This window comes from Sphingobacterium faecium (assembly GCF_003054045.1).
In the GTDB taxonomy this organism is placed as follows: domain Bacteria; phylum Bacteroidota; class Bacteroidia; order Sphingobacteriales; family Sphingobacteriaceae; genus Sphingobacterium; species Sphingobacterium faecium.
This window is the reverse complement of record NZ_QBKH01000005.1, coordinates 343,743-366,433: the sequence shown is the minus strand read 5'-3', so window position 1 is coordinate 366,433 and position 22,691 is coordinate 343,743. Positions and strand designations below refer to the sequence as shown.

General features: G+C 35.9%; 20 protein-coding genes and 1 tRNA gene. 17 read left to right on the top strand and 4 right to left on the bottom strand.

The window, feature by feature from the left end; genetic code table 11:
- Positions 1-28: 28 nt before the first annotated feature.
- A complete protein-coding gene (locus C8N37_RS15710; protein ID WP_108159780.1) occupies positions 29-1,231 on the top strand; it encodes a DUF4374 domain-containing protein in 1,203 nt (400 codons plus the stop codon).
- A gap of 219 nt (positions 1,232-1,450) precedes the next feature.
- Here the strand turns inward: C8N37_RS15710 and C8N37_RS15705 are convergent, their stop codons facing one another.
- On the bottom strand, positions 1,451-1,903 hold the full coding sequence (locus C8N37_RS15705) for a DinB family protein (protein ID WP_108159779.1): 453 nt from the start codon (positions 1,901-1,903) through the stop codon (positions 1,451-1,453).
- Positions 1,904-2,004: 101 nt separating this feature from the next.
- Between C8N37_RS15705 and C8N37_RS15700 the strand changes: the two genes are divergently transcribed.
- Positions 2,005-3,720, top strand: a complete 1,716-nt coding sequence (locus C8N37_RS15700) for a hypothetical protein (RefSeq protein WP_108159778.1) — start codon at positions 2,005-2,007, stop codon at positions 3,718-3,720.
- Positions 3,721-3,859: 139 nt separating this feature from the next.
- On the opposite strand, the gene C8N37_RS15695 is transcribed toward C8N37_RS15700, so the two are convergent.
- Positions 3,860-4,168, bottom strand: coding sequence for an ASCH domain-containing protein (locus C8N37_RS15695; RefSeq protein ID WP_108159777.1), 309 nt, complete (start codon positions 4,166-4,168; stop codon positions 3,860-3,862).
- Between the two features lie 213 nt (positions 4,169-4,381).
- On the opposite strand from C8N37_RS15695, the gene C8N37_RS15690 reads away from it, so the two are divergent.
- From C8N37_RS15690 to trxB, 6 genes are all read left to right on the top strand, one after another.
- Positions 4,382-5,386 carry an NAD(P)H-dependent glycerol-3-phosphate dehydrogenase gene (locus tag C8N37_RS15690; RefSeq protein ID WP_108159776.1) on the top strand — a complete coding sequence of 335 codons (1,005 nt, stop codon included), beginning with the start codon at positions 4,382-4,384 and terminating at the stop codon, positions 5,384-5,386.
- 6 nt (positions 5,387-5,392) lie between these two features.
- The gene (gene hemF / locus C8N37_RS15685; RefSeq protein WP_108159775.1) at positions 5,393-6,292 is read left to right on the top strand and encodes an oxygen-dependent coproporphyrinogen oxidase; all 900 of its coding nucleotides are present in this window, start codon (positions 5,393-5,395) and stop codon (positions 6,290-6,292) included.
- 19 nt (positions 6,293-6,311) lie between these two features.
- Entirely contained in the window at positions 6,312-7,565 is a 1,254-nt protein-coding gene (locus C8N37_RS15680; RefSeq protein WP_045756306.1) for a M16 family metallopeptidase, read from the top strand.
- The gene (locus C8N37_RS15675; protein ID WP_108159774.1) at positions 7,555-8,859 is read left to right on the top strand and encodes a M16 family metallopeptidase; all 1,305 of its coding nucleotides are present in this window, start codon (positions 7,555-7,557) and stop codon (positions 8,857-8,859) included. The genes C8N37_RS15680 and C8N37_RS15675 overlap by 11 nt, the downstream gene beginning before the upstream one ends.
- 92 nt (positions 8,860-8,951) lie before the next feature.
- Positions 8,952-9,902 carry a 3'-5' exonuclease gene (locus C8N37_RS15670; protein WP_045756304.1) on the top strand — a complete coding sequence of 317 codons (951 nt, stop codon included), beginning with the start codon at positions 8,952-8,954 and terminating at the stop codon, positions 9,900-9,902.
- Positions 9,903-9,949: 47 nt separating this feature from the next.
- On the top strand, positions 9,950-10,900 hold the full coding sequence (trxB, locus tag C8N37_RS15665) for a thioredoxin-disulfide reductase (protein ID WP_108159773.1): 951 nt from the start codon (positions 9,950-9,952) through the stop codon (positions 10,898-10,900).
- 83 nt (positions 10,901-10,983) lie between these two features.
- Here trxB and rnhA read toward each other — a convergent pair whose 3' ends face one another.
- Entirely contained in the window at positions 10,984-11,481 is a 498-nt protein-coding gene (gene rnhA / locus C8N37_RS15660; RefSeq protein WP_108159772.1) for a ribonuclease HI, read from the bottom strand.
- A 107-nt stretch (positions 11,482-11,588) separates the two neighbouring features.
- Between rnhA and C8N37_RS15655 the strand changes: the two genes are divergently transcribed.
- From C8N37_RS15655 to C8N37_RS15610, 9 genes are all read left to right on the top strand, one after another.
- Complete coding sequence (locus C8N37_RS15655; RefSeq protein ID WP_108159771.1) at positions 11,589-13,430, top strand: alpha-L-fucosidase; 1,842 nt, start codon at positions 11,589-11,591, stop codon at positions 13,428-13,430.
- 42 nt (positions 13,431-13,472) lie between these two features.
- Positions 13,473-13,919, top strand: coding sequence for a hypothetical protein (locus C8N37_RS15650; RefSeq protein ID WP_146171088.1), 447 nt, complete (start codon positions 13,473-13,475; stop codon positions 13,917-13,919).
- Between the two features lie 14 nt (positions 13,920-13,933).
- The gene (locus C8N37_RS15645; RefSeq protein WP_108159912.1) at positions 13,934-14,635 is read left to right on the top strand and encodes an SIR2 family NAD-dependent protein deacylase; all 702 of its coding nucleotides are present in this window, start codon (positions 13,934-13,936) and stop codon (positions 14,633-14,635) included.
- Positions 14,636-14,812: 177 nt separating this feature from the next.
- Entirely contained in the window at positions 14,813-16,438 is a 1,626-nt protein-coding gene (locus C8N37_RS15640) for a beta-N-acetylhexosaminidase (protein WP_108159769.1), read from the top strand.
- Between the two features lie 10 nt (positions 16,439-16,448).
- Positions 16,449-17,951 (top strand): alpha-L-fucosidase, encoded by a 1,503-nt coding sequence (locus C8N37_RS15635; RefSeq protein ID WP_108159768.1) that lies wholly within the window; start codon positions 16,449-16,451, stop codon positions 17,949-17,951.
- An 87-nt stretch (positions 17,952-18,038) separates the two neighbouring features.
- The gene (locus C8N37_RS15630; protein ID WP_108159767.1) at positions 18,039-19,163 is read left to right on the top strand and encodes a DUF2891 domain-containing protein; all 1,125 of its coding nucleotides are present in this window, start codon (positions 18,039-18,041) and stop codon (positions 19,161-19,163) included.
- A 5-nt stretch (positions 19,164-19,168) separates the two neighbouring features.
- Entirely contained in the window at positions 19,169-19,579 is a 411-nt protein-coding gene (locus tag C8N37_RS15625) for an energy transducer TonB (protein WP_108159766.1), read from the top strand.
- Positions 19,580-20,158: 579 nt separating this feature from the next.
- On the top strand, positions 20,159-22,048 hold the full coding sequence (gene htpG, locus C8N37_RS15615) for a molecular chaperone HtpG (protein ID WP_108159764.1): 1,890 nt from the start codon (positions 20,159-20,161) through the stop codon (positions 22,046-22,048).
- Between the two features lie 115 nt (positions 22,049-22,163).
- A tRNA-His gene (locus tag C8N37_RS15610) sits at positions 22,164-22,237 on the top strand.
- 35 nt (positions 22,238-22,272) lie between these two features.
- On the opposite strand, the gene C8N37_RS15605 is transcribed toward C8N37_RS15610, so the two are convergent.
- On the bottom strand, positions 22,273-22,689 hold the full coding sequence (locus C8N37_RS15605; RefSeq protein ID WP_108159763.1) for a DUF1801 domain-containing protein: 417 nt from the start codon (positions 22,687-22,689) through the stop codon (positions 22,273-22,275).
- Between the last annotated feature and the right edge of the window lie 2 nt (positions 22,690-22,691).

Below are 22,691 nucleotides of genomic sequence, written 5' to 3'. Positions count from 1 at the left end.
ATTCCCGTTCGAATATAAAGATTAGAAAATGAAAACGAATATTAAAAAATTATTGATTACAGGCATAGTTCTATCTGTATTTACCTCATGCAAGAAGGATGATGTTGGACCGCCAAATCCTGGTAATTATATTGTTGCAGTTTCACCAGTTGCATCAACTGGAGTGGCCGATTATCTATTGACAGCTGCAAGTTTAGATGAAGGATCGGTGACCACAAAAGGTCATGGAGTGGAGCAAGATGGAACATATCGATATTATATGACTGCCAATAATAAGTTTTTCTCCATGTTATATGGACAGGGAAATCCGGGAGCAGTTACGACATATGACATCAAAAATGGAACGCTTAATAAGGTTTCAGATTTTCAATCCGAAACTGTACAAGCTTTTGCTCCCGTTAACAATGATATCTTACTGATGAAAATATCTAGATCGATTACGAATAAATTATCTAATTTCTATATTGTCAATACCAATAGCCTCTTGATTACTGGAGAGGGAACTATAAACAATCAAATACCCTCTAGCAATGGGGAGTTGGCGCACTTTACTTGGATTAGACAGTTTGGAGATAAAGTATTTGCACCTTATATGTCAATTAAAGGATGCTGTGGTGATTCTTTTGGTACTGCTTATCCAGATAGTTCATGGATTGCAGTTTATTCATACCCAAAAATGGAACTGGAAAAAGTCATCAAAGATAATCGTACAAGCTATATTGGAGCCTATTTCTTGGATGGAACAGCAGTTGACGAGAAAGGTGATTTGTATGCGTTTTCTTCTGCAGCAGCAACCACAGCAGGTAAAGTTACGAGCAAAAAACCTTCTGCAATTGTTAGAATTAATAAGGGAACTACAGCGTATGACTTCAGTTATTATCTCAATTTTGAAGAATTGTCAGGAGGGTACAAAATTGGTAATTGGTTGTATGTTGGGAAAGGAAACTTTGTGGTATCCATGAATGCGATGAATGCTGCTGATAAATATAATTTTGCAGTTGTCAATGTATATGATAAGAGTTTTAAAAAAGTCTCTGGTCTGCCAAGCGGTAGTGAAATAAATAGTGTTACATCAACAAACTATACTAAAGAAGATGGCATTGGTTATGTTGGCGTTACTTTGAAAACAGGAATAAGTTATGTCTACAAAATTGATGCAACGACTGCCTCTGCTACTCAAGGATTACGCGTTGATGGTGGAACAATTACTGCGATTGCAAAATTAAATTAATATATATCTGCATAAAATTTAGTTATGCATTATGTTTTCCCGATGTTCAACACATCCCATTAAAATAAACCATCAAAAAAAGCTAAAGATATGTCATATCATTAGCTTTTTTTGATGGTTATTGACAACTGATTATATGAAGTTTTTGCCTATTTCACATAGGAGTCTTTCTTAATATGGAAATGAGCTATTCTGACTTTAAATAAGTATTTATCCGTTCTATTTTCTTACAAAAGATATGTAATCTGTATTAATTGGATCAAATCCATTCTTTCTCATTGCTGCAGCTATCTGAGCTCTATGATAGGTCCCATGATTAAAAATATGTAGTATAATATCGCCGAAAAGATTTTCAAATTGATCATTTTTTGTCGTTAAATAGGAGATATTAAGCATTTCAGACTCATCATATTCTCGAATTTTTTTTTCAAGACCATCCGAAGATAAGTTATGGTATTTTTCACATTCCATGATGGTATGTTCATCCCAAACACCTAAATTAGATTTTTCACCATTTAATCTACTTAACCAAATCACCTGTGCATTTACGATATGACTCAAAAGTTTTATAGCAGATGAAGGTATTTTTTCAATCTGAGGTTTTATAGCATTTATTATTGATTTATTGGCCCAATCATTGTATAACCACAATTGTTTAATAGGATGTGACATCTTGTAATAATTCTTTAGGTTAAATATTAAATATAAGTAAGAATTTGTGAAATTTAATAAGAATTTCAATTTGTATTCGTAAAGATTTAAAAATATAGCTTATGCTTCTATTATTATGGATGAATACAGTTAGCAATAAAATGGATGATTGCTCAAAAAGATCGCCGATTCTTATCCTGTTATTAGGATTTTTTATGTCGATATTGTTCCTATTTGCTACTATACAAACATTAATAGCTAGTGAATGTTATCATTATCATACCTCAAAATCCTATCAAATAATCGTTAAGAATAATGGTGTTTATTACCAGTTCACAGAAAGGGATCCTAATGGGTTTAGCTATGCTAGGCAAGTAATCATACCGATAAAAGGTATAGACAAAGAAAGCTATAAATCTATAGGGGAAGATGAAGGTACTTTGATGTTTTCTGATAAGAATGGTTTTTATATGTTGAGTAAGCGAGAACCATCTGATGATAAGGAAGTGATCTATTCAAAAGTTTTAGGACCAAATATCAATCAAAAACATATAAATGGTAGATTATATTTCATTGATGGAAAATGGGTCTATATGGACGGATGGGGAAATAATATAACAAAAGTAGAGTTAACCGAGTTACCCCGAAACCTCGTTAACGTAAAATGCTACAGTTATAGTATGTATGTGAAAAATGAGAATAAGGTTTTTGTGGTCAGTATTGATTTAAATTCAGATAAGAAATATACGTGGTCTGAAATACCACATCTAAATCCTGAAAATTTAATTTATTATTCTTGCAATCAACTTAAGAACGAGGATTATATAGCAGATGAAAATCACATGTTCTGTATTAGAAAAGAGGGTAGTTTTGCTGATGTTACTCCTCAATTAATGGCATTAGGAGTTAAAAATTATAATTCTTTAAAACTTATCAATGCTGACATCCCCATGTGGCAAAAAGAACGATATATACTTAGAAAACGTGATGGTGCATCTGTTTCAAGCAAAGACCCATTAACAGGGAAAGATATCGATGTTGAATATAGCTATTCAGGATTTAAACCTTTAATTCCAGCTTATGGGAATATAAATTATGCCTTATATGCAAATAAAATTTATCCCATTTGGGATGATAATTTTAGTCAAGCTTATACTGTTAAGACTGATGCAGCAAAATTAAAAGCAATTCAGGATAAATTATTGCAGGGTAGTGATTTTTATTATTTTGAAGATGCTAACAATTTTAAGATTATCAGTACCAATATTTCTGCAGATGCAAAGTTTTTTCCTGAGGTATACAGTTACAATAGCTATTTACCCAAGGCGTTGGTTGATGAAAATTACATCTATTTTATTGCTGATCAGTTTAAAACTCATTTAGACAACAAAAAGCGATTGACTAGTCAAATTGTAAAACAACTTGGTACATTTTATCTTTTTAACAATTCTCTTTTCGATGGTAAAAAAAGTTATCCCATTATTGCTGATTATGCAAGTATTAGTTATTTGGGTTCATATGTGGAAGTGTTGAACGCATGTTCTGGCGATATGCCAAATAGCGAACAGGTATCAGTGAAATACCATCATTTTTTTAAGGATAAAAATAAGGTATTTTATTTTGACGAACAAAAGGAGCATTTGCAAATTATACAGACGGCAGATCCGAGAGATTATATTTATGATGATTATTTGGGGATGAAAACATTATATAAAATTAAGGATCTACGGGGAGGTATGTCTATTAGTTCAAGTCCTCAAGTAAATTATTATTGGTTTGGGGGCATAGCTACAGGTCTTTTAGGTGTGATTGCTTATGTATTAAAAAAACGTTCATAATTGAACATGAATAAGTCAATATTATAAATTATAGTTGTATTTATATTATGATGAGTTACACTACAAATTTATGAGTTTTAACTTAACTCTATAAACGGGAACTCTTCGAACAATATGAATTTAGAGGAGTATATTGCTTTCAAATTTTACCAATTAATAGCAAAACCAGTGGCTGCTGAGTAAAATCTATAGTTGGATATATATTACGGATGATAACTTTGCACTCATCAGTAGAATAACCTGTATCTAATCGAGCAATATACTCATTGATATTATCGATGTTGATATAAGTAATGGATATTATACGCCCAATACCTTTTTCAACACCATTTAACGTAATTTGAAATAATTCACCAAGCTTATATTTTTCGTTTGGCAACCGCAATGTTGTAAAAGCTGTACAATCTAATTTATTATTCCAATTCGTTGAAAAGTTTAATTGATCCATAAATGTGTATCTAGTTGAAACAAAAATAAGGATTAACTTTTATAAGAAATACATGGATTGTATGGATCAAAAAAGGCTACATTTACTTTAATAACTTTGAATTCACTCTTTTGAATCTCTATTTAATAGATAATATCCTAAGTTAGGGAGGAGGAGAATGTTAATTATTGTATAATTAAGTATATTTGCTGAAACTGTCTATAATAAAATTTAATGCAAAAAAATAGAGTAGGGCTTATTGGTAGTGGGAGTTGGGCTACAGCGATGATTAAAATGCTGGGTGACAACGTTGTCGAGAAGGATATTTATTGGTGGGTCCGTAAACAAGAGGATGTTGACTATATCAAAGAGCATAAAAAAAATCCAACTTATTTAAGTGCCGTTGAAGTAAAGTTAGATACTGATCATATTTCAACCCATGCACGTGAAATTATTCAGAGATCGAATATTATTATTTTAAATACACCAGCAGCATATCTTAAAGCAGCGCTAGAGGGTGTAACAAAATCTGATTTTGAAGGAAAAATTATCGTGTCTGCTATAAAAGGTATAGTTCCTGACGAGAATTTAATTATCGGAGACTATCTCCAGCAAGTATACGATGTGCCATTAGATCATATTTTAGTAGTCGGTGGACCTTGTCATGCAGAAGAAGTCTCCTTGGAGAAATTATCATATTTGACTTTTGGATCTAAATCCGAAAAAAATGCCAAATGGGTCGCTTCATTGTTAGCATGTCGGTACATCAAAACCATTATTTCCGATGATGTTTATGGTATTGAATATGGAGCTGTTTTGAAAAATATTTACGCTTTGGCTGGTGGAATTTGTCATTCTTTAGGGTATGGCGATAATTTTCAAGCGGTCCTGATTTCAAATGCAATCCGGGAGATGGAAACTTATGTAGAAACGATCGATCCAAACCCACTTCGTGATATCAATAAATCAGCTTATTTAGGAGATCTATTGGTCACGGCATATTCGCAGTTCAGTAGAAATAGAACTTTTGGAGCGATGATCGGTAAAGGCTACAGCGTTCAGTCTGCTCAACTTGAGATGAATATGGTCGCCGAGGGTTATTATGCCTCTGCTTGTATACAACATTATATGCATAAACATCAAATAGAATTGCCGATTTGTGAAGCCGTTTATCAGATCTTATATCAGCATAAATCTGCTACAACAATCATTAGCCAATTGGCCGAAAAATTAAGTTAGTCCAATATGATCGATAGATTAAAAATAGCTGAAACCTACAAAATAATTCAAGATGAGATATGTCAAGCACTTGAAAAGTTAGATGGAACAGCAAAGTTTGAAGAAGAAATTTGGGAACGTGAGGGCGGCGGCGGCGGTCGTACAAGAATTATTCAAAATGGCAATATCATTGAAAAAGGAGGGGTCAACTTTTCTGCAGTTCATGGCAAATTGCCCGAACAGATTAAAAAATCATTTGGTGTTGACGAAGATGAATTCTTTGCGACCGGCGTATCCATAGTAATTCACCCTAACAATCCCTTCGTCCCGATTATTCATATGAATATTCGTTATTTTGAATTAAATGAAGAGATTCGCTGGTTTGGTGGAGGTATTGACTTAACACCACATTATGTTATTGAAGAAGATGCCCAATTTTTTCATCAGCAGATGAAAAATGTATGCGACTTACATCATCCCGATTTCTATACAGATTTTAAGAAATGGGCGGATGACTATTTCTATGTTCGCCATAGGCAGGAAACTAGAGGAATAGGAGGTGTGTTTTATGATAAGTTAACGCCTGAAAAAACAGGATTGACATTTGAAGAAATTTTCCTATATTCTTGTGATTTAGGACGCACATTTGCACCTACTTATACAGAGATAGTCAATAGAAATCGTCATAAAAATTATAACGATAAGCATAAAAACTGGCAATATCTCCGAAGAGGTCGATATGTTGAATTTAACTTGGTTTGGGATTCTGGAACTAAATTTGGTTTAGAAACCAACGGTCGTATTGAATCGATTTTAATGAGTTTACCGCCACAAGCTAACTGGGCATATGATTTTCAACCAGAAGCAGGTTCAGAAGAAGCTAAAACTCTTTCTTTGTTGAGGAAGGATATCAATTGGATACAATAAATTAATCTAAATAACCTGAATGGTTTCTTATCAGAAATTTGAACTCGAAAATGGTCTTCGTGTGCTTGTTCATGAAGACAATAACACAGCAATGGCCTGTGTAAATATATTATATGATGTTGGTGCACGAGATGAATCTCCAGATCAAACGGGATTTGCACATCTATTTGAACATCTGATGTTCGGAGGGTCTGTTCATATTCCAGATTACGATACCCCTCTGCAACGAGTGGGTGGAGAAAATAATGCGTTCACCAGTAATGATATTACGAATTACTACATTACATTACCTTCTTCTAATCTAGAGACAGCATTGTGGTTAGAATCAGATCGCATGTTGAGCCTTTCCTTTTCGGAACAAAGCTTAGAGACACAGAGAAGTGTTGTTAGTGAGGAGTTTAAGCAGCGTTACCTCAACCAGCCTTATGGTGATGTATGGTTGAAATTAAGGCCTTTGGCGTATCAAGTACATCCGTACAGGTGGGCGACTATTGGTAAAGAACTCAAACATATTGAAGATGCAAAAATGGAAGATGTGAAAGCATTTTTTAAAAAGCATTATACTCCTCAGAATGCAATAATGGTTATTGCGGGCGATGTCCAATTTGAGGAAATCAAAAAATTGGTTTCAAAATGGTTTGCTGATATCCCTGCAGGAAATAAATATCATAGAAATATACCACAAGAGCCCAAGCAGCTTAGCGAACGCCGAGAAACAGTCGTAGCAGATGTTCCATTAGACGCTTTATTTATGTCATTTCACGCACCTGCACGAATGGACGAAAATTACCACGCAATGGACTTGGTGTCGGATTTGCTTTCTAGAGGATCTTCTTCAAGACTTTATCGTCGATTAGTCAAAGAACAAGAGTTATTCAGTGAAATTAATGCTTATGTTATGGGGAGTATCGACCCCAATCTATTCTTAATAGAGGGAAAACCATCCAATGGGATTACACTAGAAGAAGCTGAGGCAGCCATCTGGAAAGAACTTGATATTTTGAAATCAATTGAAGTGCCTGCTGAAGAACTGGAAAAAGTAAAAAATAAAATTGAATCCACACATGTTTTTGCCGAGCTGTCTATCCTAGATAAAGCAATGAACTTAGCTTACTACGAGTTATTAGGTGATGCTAATGAACTTAATCATGAAACAGCTAAATACTTAGCGGTGCAACCTGAGGCTATTCAGCAGCAAGCAAGAGAAATTTTTAGAAAAGAAAACGCAACCATATTGTATTATAAAGCAAAGGAGGCCGCAAATGCTGAATAGAGCAATAGCCCCACCAACCAATCCAATCGGTGATATTCATTTAAAAAAACCACAGGTATTAAAATTTAAAAATGGACTACCTGTCTATGTTTTTCATTCTCCAGATCAAGAGTTGGTACGTATTGAATGGATTTTTAATAATGTATTTAATGAACATGAAAATCCACTTTTAAACAGTGCGCTCAGTGCTTTATTAAAAGAAGGAACAATAAATTACAATAGTGCTGAAATTGCTGATAAAGTTGATTTTTATGGTGCTTTCTTAATGCCAGAATATGGATTTGATATCACCTCATTAACATTATATACATTAAATAAGCATAGCGCTGTTCTATTACCGTTAATTAAGGAAATCCTGACGGTATCTACTTTACCGCAAAAAGAGCTGGATACATACCTAAGAAATAATAAGCAGAAATTGCAAGTTTCTCTTCAGAAAAATGATTTCTTAGCGAGAAGAACATATTATAATCATGTTTTCGGAACCGAAAATCGCTACGGAAAAACGCCTACATTAGTGGATTATGATTTGATTTCTAGAGATGCATTAATTGATTTATATCATCAGCAATTTACGCCATCTAATTGTAGATTAATTGTTTCAGGAAATGTTTCTGAAGCTTTACTTGAAGAGTTAAGTCAGCAATTTGGTGAAGATTGGACTTCCATGAAAACCACTTCTTTAGTGGCTCCGACGTTAAAGGCAGATACTGGACATTTGATTTATGAAGAAAAAGCTGATGCTTTGCAATCAGCAATTCGTATCGGTATGCCGAGCATCAATCGTAATCATGTGGACTATCCAGCTTTACAATTTGTCAATACGTTACTTGGCGGATTTTTTGGATCAAGATTGATGCGTAATATTAGGGAGGAAAAAGGATATACCTATAGTATCGGATCAGCAGTTGGTACATTGATGTATGGTGGCTTTATGACTATTGCTACTGAGGTCGGCGTAGATGTCACCGATGCCACCCTGATTGAAATAGAAAAAGAAATTGAAATCTTGAGGACAGAGCATGCACCCTTAGAAGAGCTAGAACTGGTGAAAAATTATTTATCAGGATCCATGTTGGGATCTTTGGAAAGTATTTTTTCACATGCCGATAAATTTAAGAATGTACTACTTTCAAATATGGAATTATCGTATTACGATCACTATATGAAAGAAATCAATGCCATGACTCCTGAGAAAGTAAAAGAAATAGCGGAACGATATTTTGATTATAATAAGATGATCAAAATTGTCATTGGAAAGATGAAAACAATGGAATTAGTCTCTAAATTGTAATTATAGGCTTTCAATAAATAAAAAATCATTCATACTTTGTATTTTTGTTGTATACAATGATGTATGGAACAATTTAATAAATAAAATTCGTAATGGAATTGAAACTCAAGAAACCTTTAGCATTCTTTGATTTAGAGACTACAGGAATCAATATCTCGGCAGACAGAATTGTTGAAATATCAATATTAAAAGTGTTGCCAAATGGGGAGGAACAAGTGTATACGAAGCGGATCAATCCCCTTATACCTATTCCTGCTGAATCATCCATGTTCCATGGTATATATGATGACGATATTATAGACGCGCCAACATTTCAACAAATAAGCGAAGAAGTTGCAGCATTTATTGGCGACGCAGATTTAGCGGGTTATAACTCAAATAAGTTTGATATTCCGATGCTCATGGAGGAGTTTTTGCGTTCAGGAGTTAATTTTTCATTAGAAAATCGTGTTTTTGTTGACGTTCAAAATATTTTCCATCAAATGGAACAGCGTACTTTGAAAGCTGCATATAAATTCTATTGCAATGAAAGTTTGGAAAATGCACATAATGCTGAAGCAGACGTAAGAGCCACGTATGAAGTTTTAAAAGCACAGTTAAAGAAATATGACGGAGCTGTATATGAAGATAAACATGGTAAGCAATCTGTACCCGTTGTGAATGATGTGCAAGCATTGTCCGAGTTTACCAATATGACAAAGCCAGTTGATTTTGCAGGACGTATTGTTTACAATGAAGATGGGGTCGAAGTGATTAATTTTGGTAAACATAAAGGCAGACCTGTCACGGATGTATTTGATGTTGAGCCGAGTTATTACGCTTGGATGCAGAACGGTGATTTCCCATTATATACCAAAAAATGCTTAGAGACGATCTGGAATAAGCATAGAGCGGCTAAAAAGGCAACGAAATCAACAGAACCTATTCACGCGGCTGAAGATAAAAAACAGGCTAAAAAAGAATTTCAAAAACAAGAAAATAAGAGCCAGCCAACAGCGATCACCAATGATATGTTAGCAAGTCTAAAAAATAAATTTGGTTAGGTCAAGTGGTTAGCTAATTAGAAAATAAGATTTTATAAAATAATATTATGTCTCAAGAAATAGAACACCTACAGTGTTTAATAATTGGTTCAGGACCCGCAGGATATACGGCAGCTATTTATGCAGCCCGTGCTGATATGAAACCGGTTATATATACAGGGATGGTACCAGGGGGTCAATTGACTCAGACAACTGAAGTTGATAATTTTCCTGGATACCCTAAAGGAATTACAGGTCCAATCATGATGGAAGATCTAAGGATGCAGGCAGAACGATTTGGTACAGATGTCCGTTTCGGATATGCGACCAAAGTTGATTTTTCTGGTGCAGTGCATCAGGTTGAGATTGATGGTATCAAAACAGTAACTGCTGATACTGTGATCATCGCTACTGGAGCTACTGCAAAATGGTTGGGATTGGATAGTGAGCAAAAGTATAACGGTTTTGGTGTATCTGCTTGTGCAGTATGTGACGGTTTTTTCTTTAAAAACCAAGAAGTTGCTATTGTAGGTGCAGGTGATACAGCCGCCGAAGAAGCTACTTATTTGGCAAAATTATGTTCTAAGGTACATATGTTGGTACGTCGTGATGAATTTAGAGCTTCTAAAGCAATGGTTCACCGTGTGATGAATACTCCCAACATTGAAGTGCATTATAACTCGGAAACGAAGGAAATCTTAGGTGATGGTCAAGTGGTAACAGGTGTTCGTGTTTTAAATAACAAAGATCAATTTGAAAAAGTGCTGGATGTAACAGGTTTTTTTGTTGCTATTGGGCACAAGCCAAATACAGAACTTTTCAACGGTATCTTGGACATGGATGAAACGGGTTATTTAATCACTCAACCCAATACTACGGCAACCAATATTCCAGGTGTATTTGCCTGCGGAGATGTACAGGATAATGTATATCGCCAAGCAATTACGGCTGCGGGAACAGGTTGTATGGCCGCTTTGGAAGCAGAACGTTATCTGGCAGCTAAAGAAGATGTTGCGTAATCGTGTTAACAATAAAAAGGCTAGCGATATCAATTTCGCTAGCCTTTTTTCTGCTATTTCAAACAGATTATAATAATTTCTGTTTATCCTTTTGCTTCTTCCATTTCAAAAACAGAATCGATTTTCCAACAAGACTTATCTTTAGAGGCTTTTACCGCCAATTGGTCACATCGTTCATTGAGCGGATGACCAGCATGACCCTTTACCCACACCAATTTTACCTGATGTAGTTTGTAAACCTGCATCAATCTAATCCAGAGATCTTTATTTTTTTTACCAGCGAATCCCTTTTGAATCCAGCCATACACCCATTTTTTATCGATGGCGTCAATGACATATTTGGAATCGGAATATACCGTAACCTGTTGATTTAAGTTTTTTAAAGCTTCTAGACCAACAATTACTGCCATTAGCTCCATTCGATTATTGGTGGTCTTGCGGTAGCCACCAGAGAATTCTTTTTCAATTAATTTCCCCTTATACGCTTCGTTATCACCCGTATAAATTGTTCTTAATATTGTGCCATAGCCACCTGGTCCTGGATTACCGCTTGAAGCGCCATCCGTATATAATTCAATCATCCATACAAAGATAAATTATTAAGCCAAAATAGCGACTTTAAGTTTGAATTGCATGAATATATTTCTTACTTTTCCCCTTTTAAAACCTAATATTTCAATTAGTAGACATGATTCGGAAGAAGTCAATATTAGCAGTGTTGTTTTTAGCGCTTTCTAGCTATAACGTTTTTGCACAAGAAACTAAAAACAAGAATGAGGACGTAAAAAAAATGGAATGGTTTGAAGATGCAAAATTAGGCATTTTTATCCATTGGGGAATTTATTCGGTTAAGGGGATTTCTGAATCTTGGGCTTTTTTTAATAACTATATCAGTCATGAAAATTACATGAAGCAATTGGCTGGTTTTACAGCCAACCAATATCAACCGGAAGAATGGGCAAAATTGATTCAGGAATCGGGAGCGAAGTATTCGGTCATAACAACACGTCATCATGATGGGGTCTCGCTTTGGGACAGCAAGTCGAATAATGCGATTACCACAGCTAAAGATGCTGCTGCTAAAAAGGATGTTTTGACTCCCTTTGTGACCGCACTTCAGAAAAAAGGTCTTAAAACCGGTTTATATTACTCCTTACCAGATTGGAGTCATCCTGACTATGATGTTAATACGAGAATAAAAAAACGTTATAACGTAGGCGATGATGCCAATCGTTGGAATAAGTTTGTGAATTACTATCAGGGACAGTTAGCAGAATTGTCTAAAGCATATAAGCCAGATTTAATTTGGTTTGATGGCGATTGGGAACACAACGATCAGGAGTGGCGTGCAAAAGAAACATTGACGCAATTGCGCAAGTATAATCCCAATATCATCATCAATTCCAGACTGAATCAACACGGTGACTATGATACTCCAGAGCAGGGTATTCCGGTTGTAAAACCTGAAGCACGCTACTGGGAACTCTGCTATACCATGAATGATTCGTGGGGATATCAGCATTTTGACCATCATTATAAAACACCAAACATGATCGTCCGTACTTTGGTAGATTGTATTTCAATGGGCGGAAATCTTTTATTGGATATTGGCCCTAAAGCTGATGGGACAATTCCTACAGAACAGGTGCAGATCTTGAAAGAATTAGGAAGATGGACTTCTAAACACAAGGACGCTATTTATGGTACCCGAGCAGGAGTTCAATCTCGGTTTTGGAATGATAAAAATGCTTTTTCTAAAGATGGAAAAACATTATACATCTACTTGGATAATGTCAAAGATAAATTAGTTTTACAAGGTCTGAAAACTAAACCTACTTCAATTAAATTTGTTGGAAATTCAGACAAAATAGATTATCAGTATGATGATTATACGCTAGAATTAAATCTACCGACAGCTAATTTCGATGCAGCTGTAACTGTTGTAGCCATTACCTTTAATGAGAAGCCAGCTATTGATTTGGAAAGAAAAGAAGTGAGTTATACTGCTTATGAAGTTGCTGGCCAAAATCAAGCTGCGTATGCCATTGCAACAATTAGTAAAGCTACTGCCATGGGATCCAATTTGTTTAAAGACAAAATCAGTGCAGACGGCGATATATTAGATAAAAACTTAAAATTTGCATCTGCCGATATGAAAGAGTGGGTAGCAAAAAATGCTGAAATTTTACATGATGCTGAAGCTGGAATTCCTGATGGACATTACGCTGGACTAAGTGCCCTATCTAAAGATAAGCAGACACTTTATCTTTTCGTTGAAGGAACTCCAACAGGTCCTATTGCATTAAAAGGGCTTAAGAATACCATTGCACGTATACGTATAGTAGGCGAAGGTTCTATGATCGGTCATGATATATTCAATAAACTGTACTGGAGTTCGACTCCAGGTATTGTTTATATGGACGTTCCTAAAGAACGGGTCGATAAAAACATGACAGTAATTGCTGTTTTATTAGATAAACCAATTGAATTGTATCGAGAGCACGTAGGAGCTATTGAAAGTAATTTATAAATTTGTAAAGAGGCAATTAAAATTGCCTCTTTTTTTATGATTATGAAATATATTTTAACACTGTTACCCTTGTCACTGCTACTTTCCTGTAATCACGGAAACGGAAATGAAACGCAAAAGCAACTTGCCGATTCACTTGCCCGGGAAGTGCTAGAGCAACGCCTGGATATTAGAGATCTCGCTAATTCGGATCATTTTATGTACTATGAGGATACCGAAGCTCAAAATACAACAGATATAAAGAAACTCGCTGGAGTTGAAAAAATAAAGGCTAAGGTAGTTGCTTATCGCATCTATAAAAATCTTAGTTTGGAAAATAATCGTTACATTTTTAAGGCCAAATCTCCCTTAGAACTTCATATACCGAATAAGATTTTTGTGAGTTTTGAAAGAGCATTTATAACGTCCAATAATAATGTCATCAGCAGTAAAGACTCCATTAAATTGCAATTGCCAACCAATTTCCAAGATTCGGTCTTAACTTGGTAGTAGATAATGAAGATATGAAGAAGAAAATCATTGTATTTACCGGAGCTGGTATCTCAGCAGAAAGTGGTATTAAGACATTTAGAGATGCGGATGGATTGTGGGAGGGGCATGATGTAGATGACGTTGCTAGTATTGATGGCTGGTACCGTAATCCCAAACTCGTTCAAGATTTTTATAACATGCGGCGACAAGTCGCTATGCAGGCTAAACCTAATGCTGCGCATGAAGCTCTGGTCGCATTGGATAAGTCGTTTGATGTACAGATTGTGACTCAAAATGTGGATACATTACATGAACGGGCAGGTTCTGATCATGTGCTTCATTTGCATGGAAGATTAGATCAAGCTTGCTCATCAAAAGATAAAAGGCTAATCTATCCAATCGACGGTTATGAGATCAAAATGGGTGACTTATGTGAAAAAGGTTCCCAATTAAGACCTAATATAGTATGGTTCGGTGAGGCAGTTCCGAATATGGAACCAGCCATCGAAATGACACGAGAGGCCGACATCATGATTGTTATCGGCACCTCTTTGGCTGTATATCCAGCTGCAGGATTAGTTGATGTAATAGCACCTACATGCGATTTATATGTTGTTGATAAACAGATTAACACATCGCGGATACCCAAACGGGCAAGTACCATAGAAAGTGCTGCATCGGAAGCAGTTCCCTATCTGGTTGCTCAGCTAATAGAGCGATATGCTACTTTGTAAGCAATTCATTACGCTAACGTTTTCGTCATTTGCACAATCGTTTGCATCCTAGATATTCCCTGAGATCATCTGCAAGAAGCATATATTTAGATTTTATAAATCGAATTAATACGTTTTTCTTTCTGACCACATCTCGAGACAATCGAGGCGTAGTCGTGACAGGGTTAATAAAATTTTATGATCACAAAAAAACTTGGCAAAGCAGCAGCATTTATCGTCTTGTTTACGACTAGCTCCAGTGTTACGAAAGCACAGCTATCGCTAATTCCGAAGCCAGATTTTTTACAGATGACGGAAGGGTCGTATTTCTTCCCTTCATTAAGTAAGATACAAATCGGAGATGAGGCTTTTGATACGGTTGGTCGGTATCTTCAAAAGCAGCTTTTATCAAAATTTGGTTATACAGGACTTATCCATCATGATAAAAAACAGGTTTCAGCAATTCAATTTGTTCGTAAGCAAAATCTTGAAAGTGAGGAATATGAAATTAAGACAGCGAGCAGTACGCTAATTATTTATGCAAGCTCTCCTGCAGGAGCTACCCATGCCGTCAGTTCGCTTTTGCAAGCATTTAGCTTTGGAAATAAATCTGCGTCTGGAATCACTATACCTGCTTTTGAAATCAAAGATAAACCAGCATATCCGTGGCGAGGTTTTATGTTAGATGAATCACGTCACTTTTTTGGAAAGGAGAAGGTGAAATCCATTTTAGATTGGATGGCATTTTATAAACTCAATAAGTTCCACTGGCACTTGACTGATGAACCCGCTTGGCGATTAGAAATCCAAAAATATCCTCTATTAACATTGGTCGGTGGTATTGGCTCCCAGACTGATCCATATGCTCCCACGGCCTACTATACGCAGGCAGATATCACAGAGATTGTAGCTTATGCACAAGAAAGGAACATCGAAGTCATTCCTGAAATCGATATGCCCGGGCATGCCACAGCGGCAAATCGAGCTTATCCGCAATTAAGTGGTGGTGGAAATGATAAACATCCAGATTTTACTTTTCATCCGGCTAAAGATATAACGTATTCTTTTTTAACTCAAGTGTTGCGCGAAACGAAAGCGTTGTTTCCATCGTCGGTAATACATTTAGGGGGCGATGAAGTATCCTTTGGTAGTGAAGCATGGAATTCAGATACTAAAGTGCAGGATTTGAAGCATAAGCATGATCTAAATAATAACAAAGCGGTCGAAAATTACTTTATGCGTCGCATGGCAGATTCGCTAAAAAAAATGGATGCCACTTTACTCGCCTGGGATGAAATGGTAGATGCCGATTTATCAAAAGAGAAAACTATACTCATGTGGTGGCGACATGATAAACCTGAGCAGTTAAAAGCAATATTAAAGGCTGGCTATAAAACAATATTGACACCAAGATTACCACTTTATTTTGATTTTGTACAGGAAGAATCGCATAAATATGGGCGAAAATGGGGAAAACTGTACAATCCTTTGGAAAATGTTTATAATTTTTCTCCACATAATTATGCTTCGTTGACGACCGATAAAAATCAGATTCTAGGTATTCAGGGAAATTTATGGACGGAAACCGTTATCAATACCAATAGATTAGACTATTTAACTTTTCCACGATTAGCCGCTCTGGCGGAGGTCGGTTGGACGAAAAATTCAAATAAAAATTACGTGCAATTTTCAGCATCATTGAAAAAACATTTGAATTTGTATCGTGAAGCAAATTTGTACTACTACGATCCATTTACAAATGCACATCCTGAACCGGTGTTGATAAAAAAGACACAACGCGTTTATATTGATAATCCTGAATAACCAATTAAATATGAATAACTTATTAAGCAGATCTATACTTGCTGTGGCATTGTTAGCTGGAGTCAATTCCCTACAAGCACAATGGACCGGACCAAAAATTAAATCAACAGAAATCAAAGAAATTAAGTATGGACCGTTGTCACCTGCCAATCGGACAGATGAGGCAATGGTTGCATTCCGCAATTATGGATTAGGTCAATTTATACATTGGGGGCTATATGCAATACCAGGGAATGAATGGGAAGGAGTGAGTGCACGTGGTGGTGCGGCAGCATCCGAATGGATCCGTTCATGGAGAGGACCATCAGCCCCTAAAGATTGGGTGAATATATACGACAACCTTTACAAACAATTTAATCCCAAAGATTTTGACGCAAAGCGTTGGGCAAAGCAGGCAAAAGAAATGGGAGCGAAGTACGTGATTTTTACGACAAAGCATCATGATGGTTTTGCGATGTGGCCAACCAAATATTCGCCTTATAATATCAGTAAGACACCCTATAAAAAAGATATTGTGAAAGAGGTTATAGATGCCTATACCGCAGTAGGTATCGATGTGTACCTTTATTTCTCTGTATTAGAATGGAACAATCCTGATTATATGGGTAAAGAACCTAAAACGGAAGAGGAAAAGAAAAAGTTTGATAAATTCTTGAAATATACTAGAAATCAGTTACTGGAGTTGATGACAAATTATCCACAGATGAAAGGATTTTGGTTTGATGGCACGTGGGATCAGTCTTGGATAAAGTCTTATGATTTTACTTATAATCTTGAAAAAGAACTTCGGGAAAAACATCCTGGTCTTATCATCGGCTCCCGTTTCCGAAATGATGAATTTGGGAAACGTCATTTTGATTCAAATGGTCAGATGTTGGGCGATTATGAACAAGGTTGGGAGCGTAAATTGCCTGGAGATATTACTTGGCTAGAGGGACGTGATTGGGATTGTGTGATGACGATTCCACCAAACGGCTGGGGATACATGAAAGATTGGTCGGGTATTTATACCAAAACGACAGACGATATTATCGATATGCTGACCTATTCAGCATCCCTAAGTGGTAATTTTGTTTTAAATTTCGGTCCAGACGGTCAGGGAAAGATGCATCCTGAGGAAGATAAAGTAGCAAAAGAGCTTGGTGAATGGATGAAAATAAATGGTGAAGCAATCTATGGAGCCAAACATGCTGGGATGACCAATTCTAAACTAGGATACTTCACTAAAAAAGCTGATAACTTATACCTCACAGTTTTCAACAGGCCCGTCAACAATATTGTCCGGATATCTGTGCCCAAAACTGCGACAGAGGTTCCTGTGTCTGCCACGTTATTAGCGAATGGACAAATGTTAGAGGTGCGTCATTCAGATCTTGGTATTGATCTCGATAAAAACACCTATTATGACGTGCTATTGCCCAAAAGTTTCCAGTCGAATCAAGCGTTTGTCATTAAAATGAAAACCGGCGCACCTAAAGGAAAAGCAGAGAAGCTAATGGATGCTAAGATGTAAAATCTATTTTGAAACGTCTAAAAAAGCCAAAATTTAATGATTTTGGCTTTTTTTTATTACTTTTAAAAATCAATTCATGTACCGAAAATGTTCAAAATATTAGTTACCATTTTTACTTGTACTGTTTTATTGTCATGCAACAATAACAACAAAAATCAAGGAACAACTTCTCAACAATCAGAAACAGAAAATAGCACAGTAGGAAAAAATCAACAGGTCGTACTGGATTCTACTGAGGCAAAAAGGATATTGGCACTGCCGTTACATTGCCTTGAACAGGAGTATCCAAATAAATTGGGGCAGGTCATCGGATCTGCTCAGGATCTAAAATCACCAAAACAATTACATCCCATTTTTTACGGCTGTTTTGATTGGCATTCATCCGTTCATGGTTATTGGTCCATCGTTAAAATATTGAAAACATTCCCTAATCTCAGTGAAAGTAAGCAGGCGAGACTGATCTTGAATGATAAAATAACTAAAACGAATGTTGATCAAGAAATTGCTTTCTTTCTGGACAGTAATAATACAAGCTTCGAACGCACCTATGGATGGGCGTGGCTCTTGCAGTTGCAGGCAGAATTATTGACCTGGAATGATGCAGAGGGGAAACAGTGGGCCACAGCGCTACAGCCTTTGGCAGATCTGCTCGTAAAACGTTACGAAGGGTACTTGCCTAAACTCGTTTACCCAATTCGTTCGGGACAGCATGATAATACCGCTTTTGGATTTACATTATCAATGGATTATGCGAAGGTAACGCAAGATACCGCTTTTGAAAATTTAATTACACAACATGCAAAGCGTCTTTTTATAAATGATAAATCCTGCTCTCTGGCATTTGAACCTAGTGGTAGCGACTTTCTTTCTCCTTGCTTAGAAGAGGCATTATTGATGACAAAAGTTTTAAATGATGACGAATATAAAAAATGGTTAACAGACTTTATGCCCGATTTGTTTGTTAAAGACTTTAAGTTAGAGCCTGGTATTGTTAAAGACCGCACGGATGGCAAGCTTGTTCATTTAGATGGACTGAATTTTAGCCGTGCAACTTGTCTTAATGGTATCGCGACAAAATTACCGGAACTAAATCATGTACATCAACAGGCCAATAACCACCTCACTTACTCGTTGCCAAATATCAGCAATGACGACTATATGGGCTCACATTGGCTTGGGACATTTGCTTTATATGCTATAACACATCAATAACATTAATGAAAAAGTTTATTTTACCACTTTTAATTGCCTCGAGCATAATCAGTTCATGTACCCCAATTTCTTTAAATAAGAAGGAGAGTGCAGCCGATGTTGTCGATCAGCAACCTTTACCACCTAAAGGCATGGATGAATTTATGCGCTATATTGGGGATAATTTTCATTATTCAGAGGAGATGATCAATAATCAAATTACAGGCTTAGTTGAAATCTCATTTGTGGTGGAAAAAGACGGATCAATAGCCGATGTGAAAGTTACAAAAGATCTGGGGTTTGGTACGGGGGAAGAAGGTATACGGCTCATCAAAGAGTATGGCAATTGGACACCTGGTTATCAAAAAGGTAAACCGGTCAGAGTAGCCTACACACTTCCGATACGTTTAAATTTAATGGATACTTCTGAAGCATAGTTGATTAATAAATCTATTAAGACGATATTTGATATATGCCCTTATCGTGAAAAAAAGATGAAATCATCGGATTTGTATCAGAAGAAATTGTCCGTTCATGATCAAGGTCATATTGTTTTTGTTCCCAATTATAAATTCAAAGATCTAACAGCCAATTTTTTTTGAATTCGCGCTTCAGACTAGAAAAAGGTAGATGTGTTTGCACTCATGTATAAATTTTCTAACGATGGAAAAAACGAGATAATCTCTAATTACAATTATTTTTTGCAAGAAATGATACTCCTTTATGGAGAACCTTCGTTTATAAAATTTAGGAAAATTGATCAGGATACCGATTTGAACCAATTGGAAGTAAATCCTATTATTTGGAACTGTACAAATGGAGTAATTTCAATAGCATTTGATAAAAATGCAAATGAATTGTTGACTACAATAACAAATAAGGATTAAATCCAGCAATATACGACTGGGGTATTGTCATTTTAACTTAAAAGATGACATCTTGTCTCAAATTGACTGTTTGGAATATGGATTGATGTTTAACTGTGAAATCAATTAGCAATTAAATATAAAATATATATGAACACAGAAAAAGGATCTATTTCAATCCACACGGAAAACATTTTTCCTGTCATTAAAAAATTCTTATACTCTGATAATGAGATCTTCTTACGCGAGTTAGTTTCAAACGCGGTCGATGCTTCTCAAAAAATAAAACGCTTAGCTTCATTAGGTCAATACCAAGGTGAAGTAGGTGATTTATTAGTTGATGTAAAACTTGATGAAGCAGCAAAAACGATTACCATTTCGGATAATGGTATCGGTATGACAGCTGACGAGATTAAAAAATACATCAATCAAGTTGCTTTTTCAGGTGCAACTGAATTTATGGAAAAATTCAAAGAAGCAAATGATGCAAATGAAATCATCGGTCGATTTGGATTAGGTTTCTATTCCGCATTTATGGTTGCTGATAACGTTGAAATTGAAACGCTATCTTACCAAGATGGGGCAGAGGCTGCACACTGGACATGTGATGGTAGTACTTCGTATGAAATTTCTGCAGGTACACGTACGACACGTGGTACTGATATCATTTTACACATTAATGAAGAGTCTTCAGAATTCCTAAGCCAATCGCGTTTACAGGAGATCTTGGACAAATATGCGCGTTTCCTTCCTGTAAATATCCGCTTCGGAACGAAAACAACTTCTGAACCAGATGGCGAAGATGAAGAAGGAAAACCAAAATATAAATCTGTTGAAGTTGATAACATCATCAACAACACAAGCCCAGCTTGGACCAAAGCTCCATCTGAACTGACAGATGCAGACTATTTGGCTTTCTATAAAGAGTTGTATCCATATTCAATGGACGAACCATTATTCTGGATCCATTTAAATGTTGATTATCCATTTAATTTAACCGGAATTTTATACTTCCCGAAAATTAAAAATGAATTAGAAATTCAACGTAATAAAATCAAATTATACTCACGTCAAGTATTCATTACCGACGAAGTAAAAGATATTGTTCCTGAATTTTTAATGTTGTTACATGGTGTAATTGACTCACCGGATATCCCATTAAACGTTTCAAGAAGCTTCTTACAAGCAGATAGTAACGTGAAAAAGATCAACAACTATATCACTAAAAAAGTAGCTGATAAGTTGCAGGAAATCTTTAAAACAGATCGTAAAGGTTTTGAAGAAAAATGGAATGATATCGGTTTATTTATCAAATATGGTATGTTGAGCGATGAGAAATTTGCTGAAAAAGCAAATGAATTCTGTCTATTGACCAATACTGATAAAGAAAACTATACGATTAAAGAGTATTTTGAGAAAGTAAAAGATATTCAGGTTGATAAAGACGGTAATATCATCTATCTCTATACCCACGATGCGGCACAACAAGATAGCTTTATTTCAAGTGCAAAGACAAAAGGTTATGATGTATTGGTATTAGATGGTCCACTGGATACTCATATTACTTCCTATTTGGAACAAAAAGGAGGTGAAAAGGTACAGTTGAAACGTGTAGATGCCGATGTCATCGATAAGTTGATTCAAAAAGATGAGAAGCAAGAATTGTCAATTTCTGAAGAGGAGTCTAAACAAGCCTTATCAATCTTTGAAAAAGCAATCAGCCGTCCTGACATGAAAGTTGAAGTGGACGCTTTATCTGCAGAAGAATTACCTGTATCAGTAACGATCGATGAGTTTATGCGTCGTATGAAAGATATGGCCAAAACCAATGGCGGTATGAACTTTTACGGAAACTTACCTGACAACTATAAGGTAACCGTAAATGGTAACCATCCACTGGTGAAACGCATTTTATCAAGTACTGAAGAAGAAGGTGCACAATTGGCAAAACAAGCGTTTGACTTAGCTTTATTATCACGCGGTTTGTTAACAGGTGCTGCATTAACATCATTCGTGAAACGCAGTGTTGAGATGATCTAATAAAAATTAAAAAATAATAGCTTAATCCTCATTACGATACGTTGTAATGAGGATTTTTTGCTTAAAAACATTTGGAGTATATCAAATAAAATTCTACTTTTGTAGCACAAACACGGTAGATGTAGCTCAGTTGGTTAGAGCATCGGTTTGTGGTACCGAGGGTCGTGGGTTCGAGCCCCATCATTTACCCAAAAGGCGAAAGAGTTCTCTTTCGCCTTTTTCTTTTATCCATATTTTATCTTTACAGCAACAATACTATCTTTTATAATTTTAATGAGGAAATCTTCATGAATATCGGACAACTTTTTAACATAGATACAGGCCTTGCTCATTTTGAATTTTCCTAATTTTTTAAGATCAAGATCTATATCATTTTCACAAATGTATAGATATAAAGAAATGGCGCTTTTACGCGGTGAAAATCCGGCCAAAGGTGCGTTTCCCTCATGGCCACTTGCATATTTGTAGTGGTACGAACCAAAACCAATAATACTGGGTCCCCATAGTACGGCAGGTTCACCAGTGATCTCTTCCATAATTTGGATGAGTCTATCACTATCTTTTCTTTTCTGCTCATCTGGTATTTGTGCAATGAAATCCTGAATTGAATCCGAAGTTGCAACAGTTTTATTGTTTGCCATAA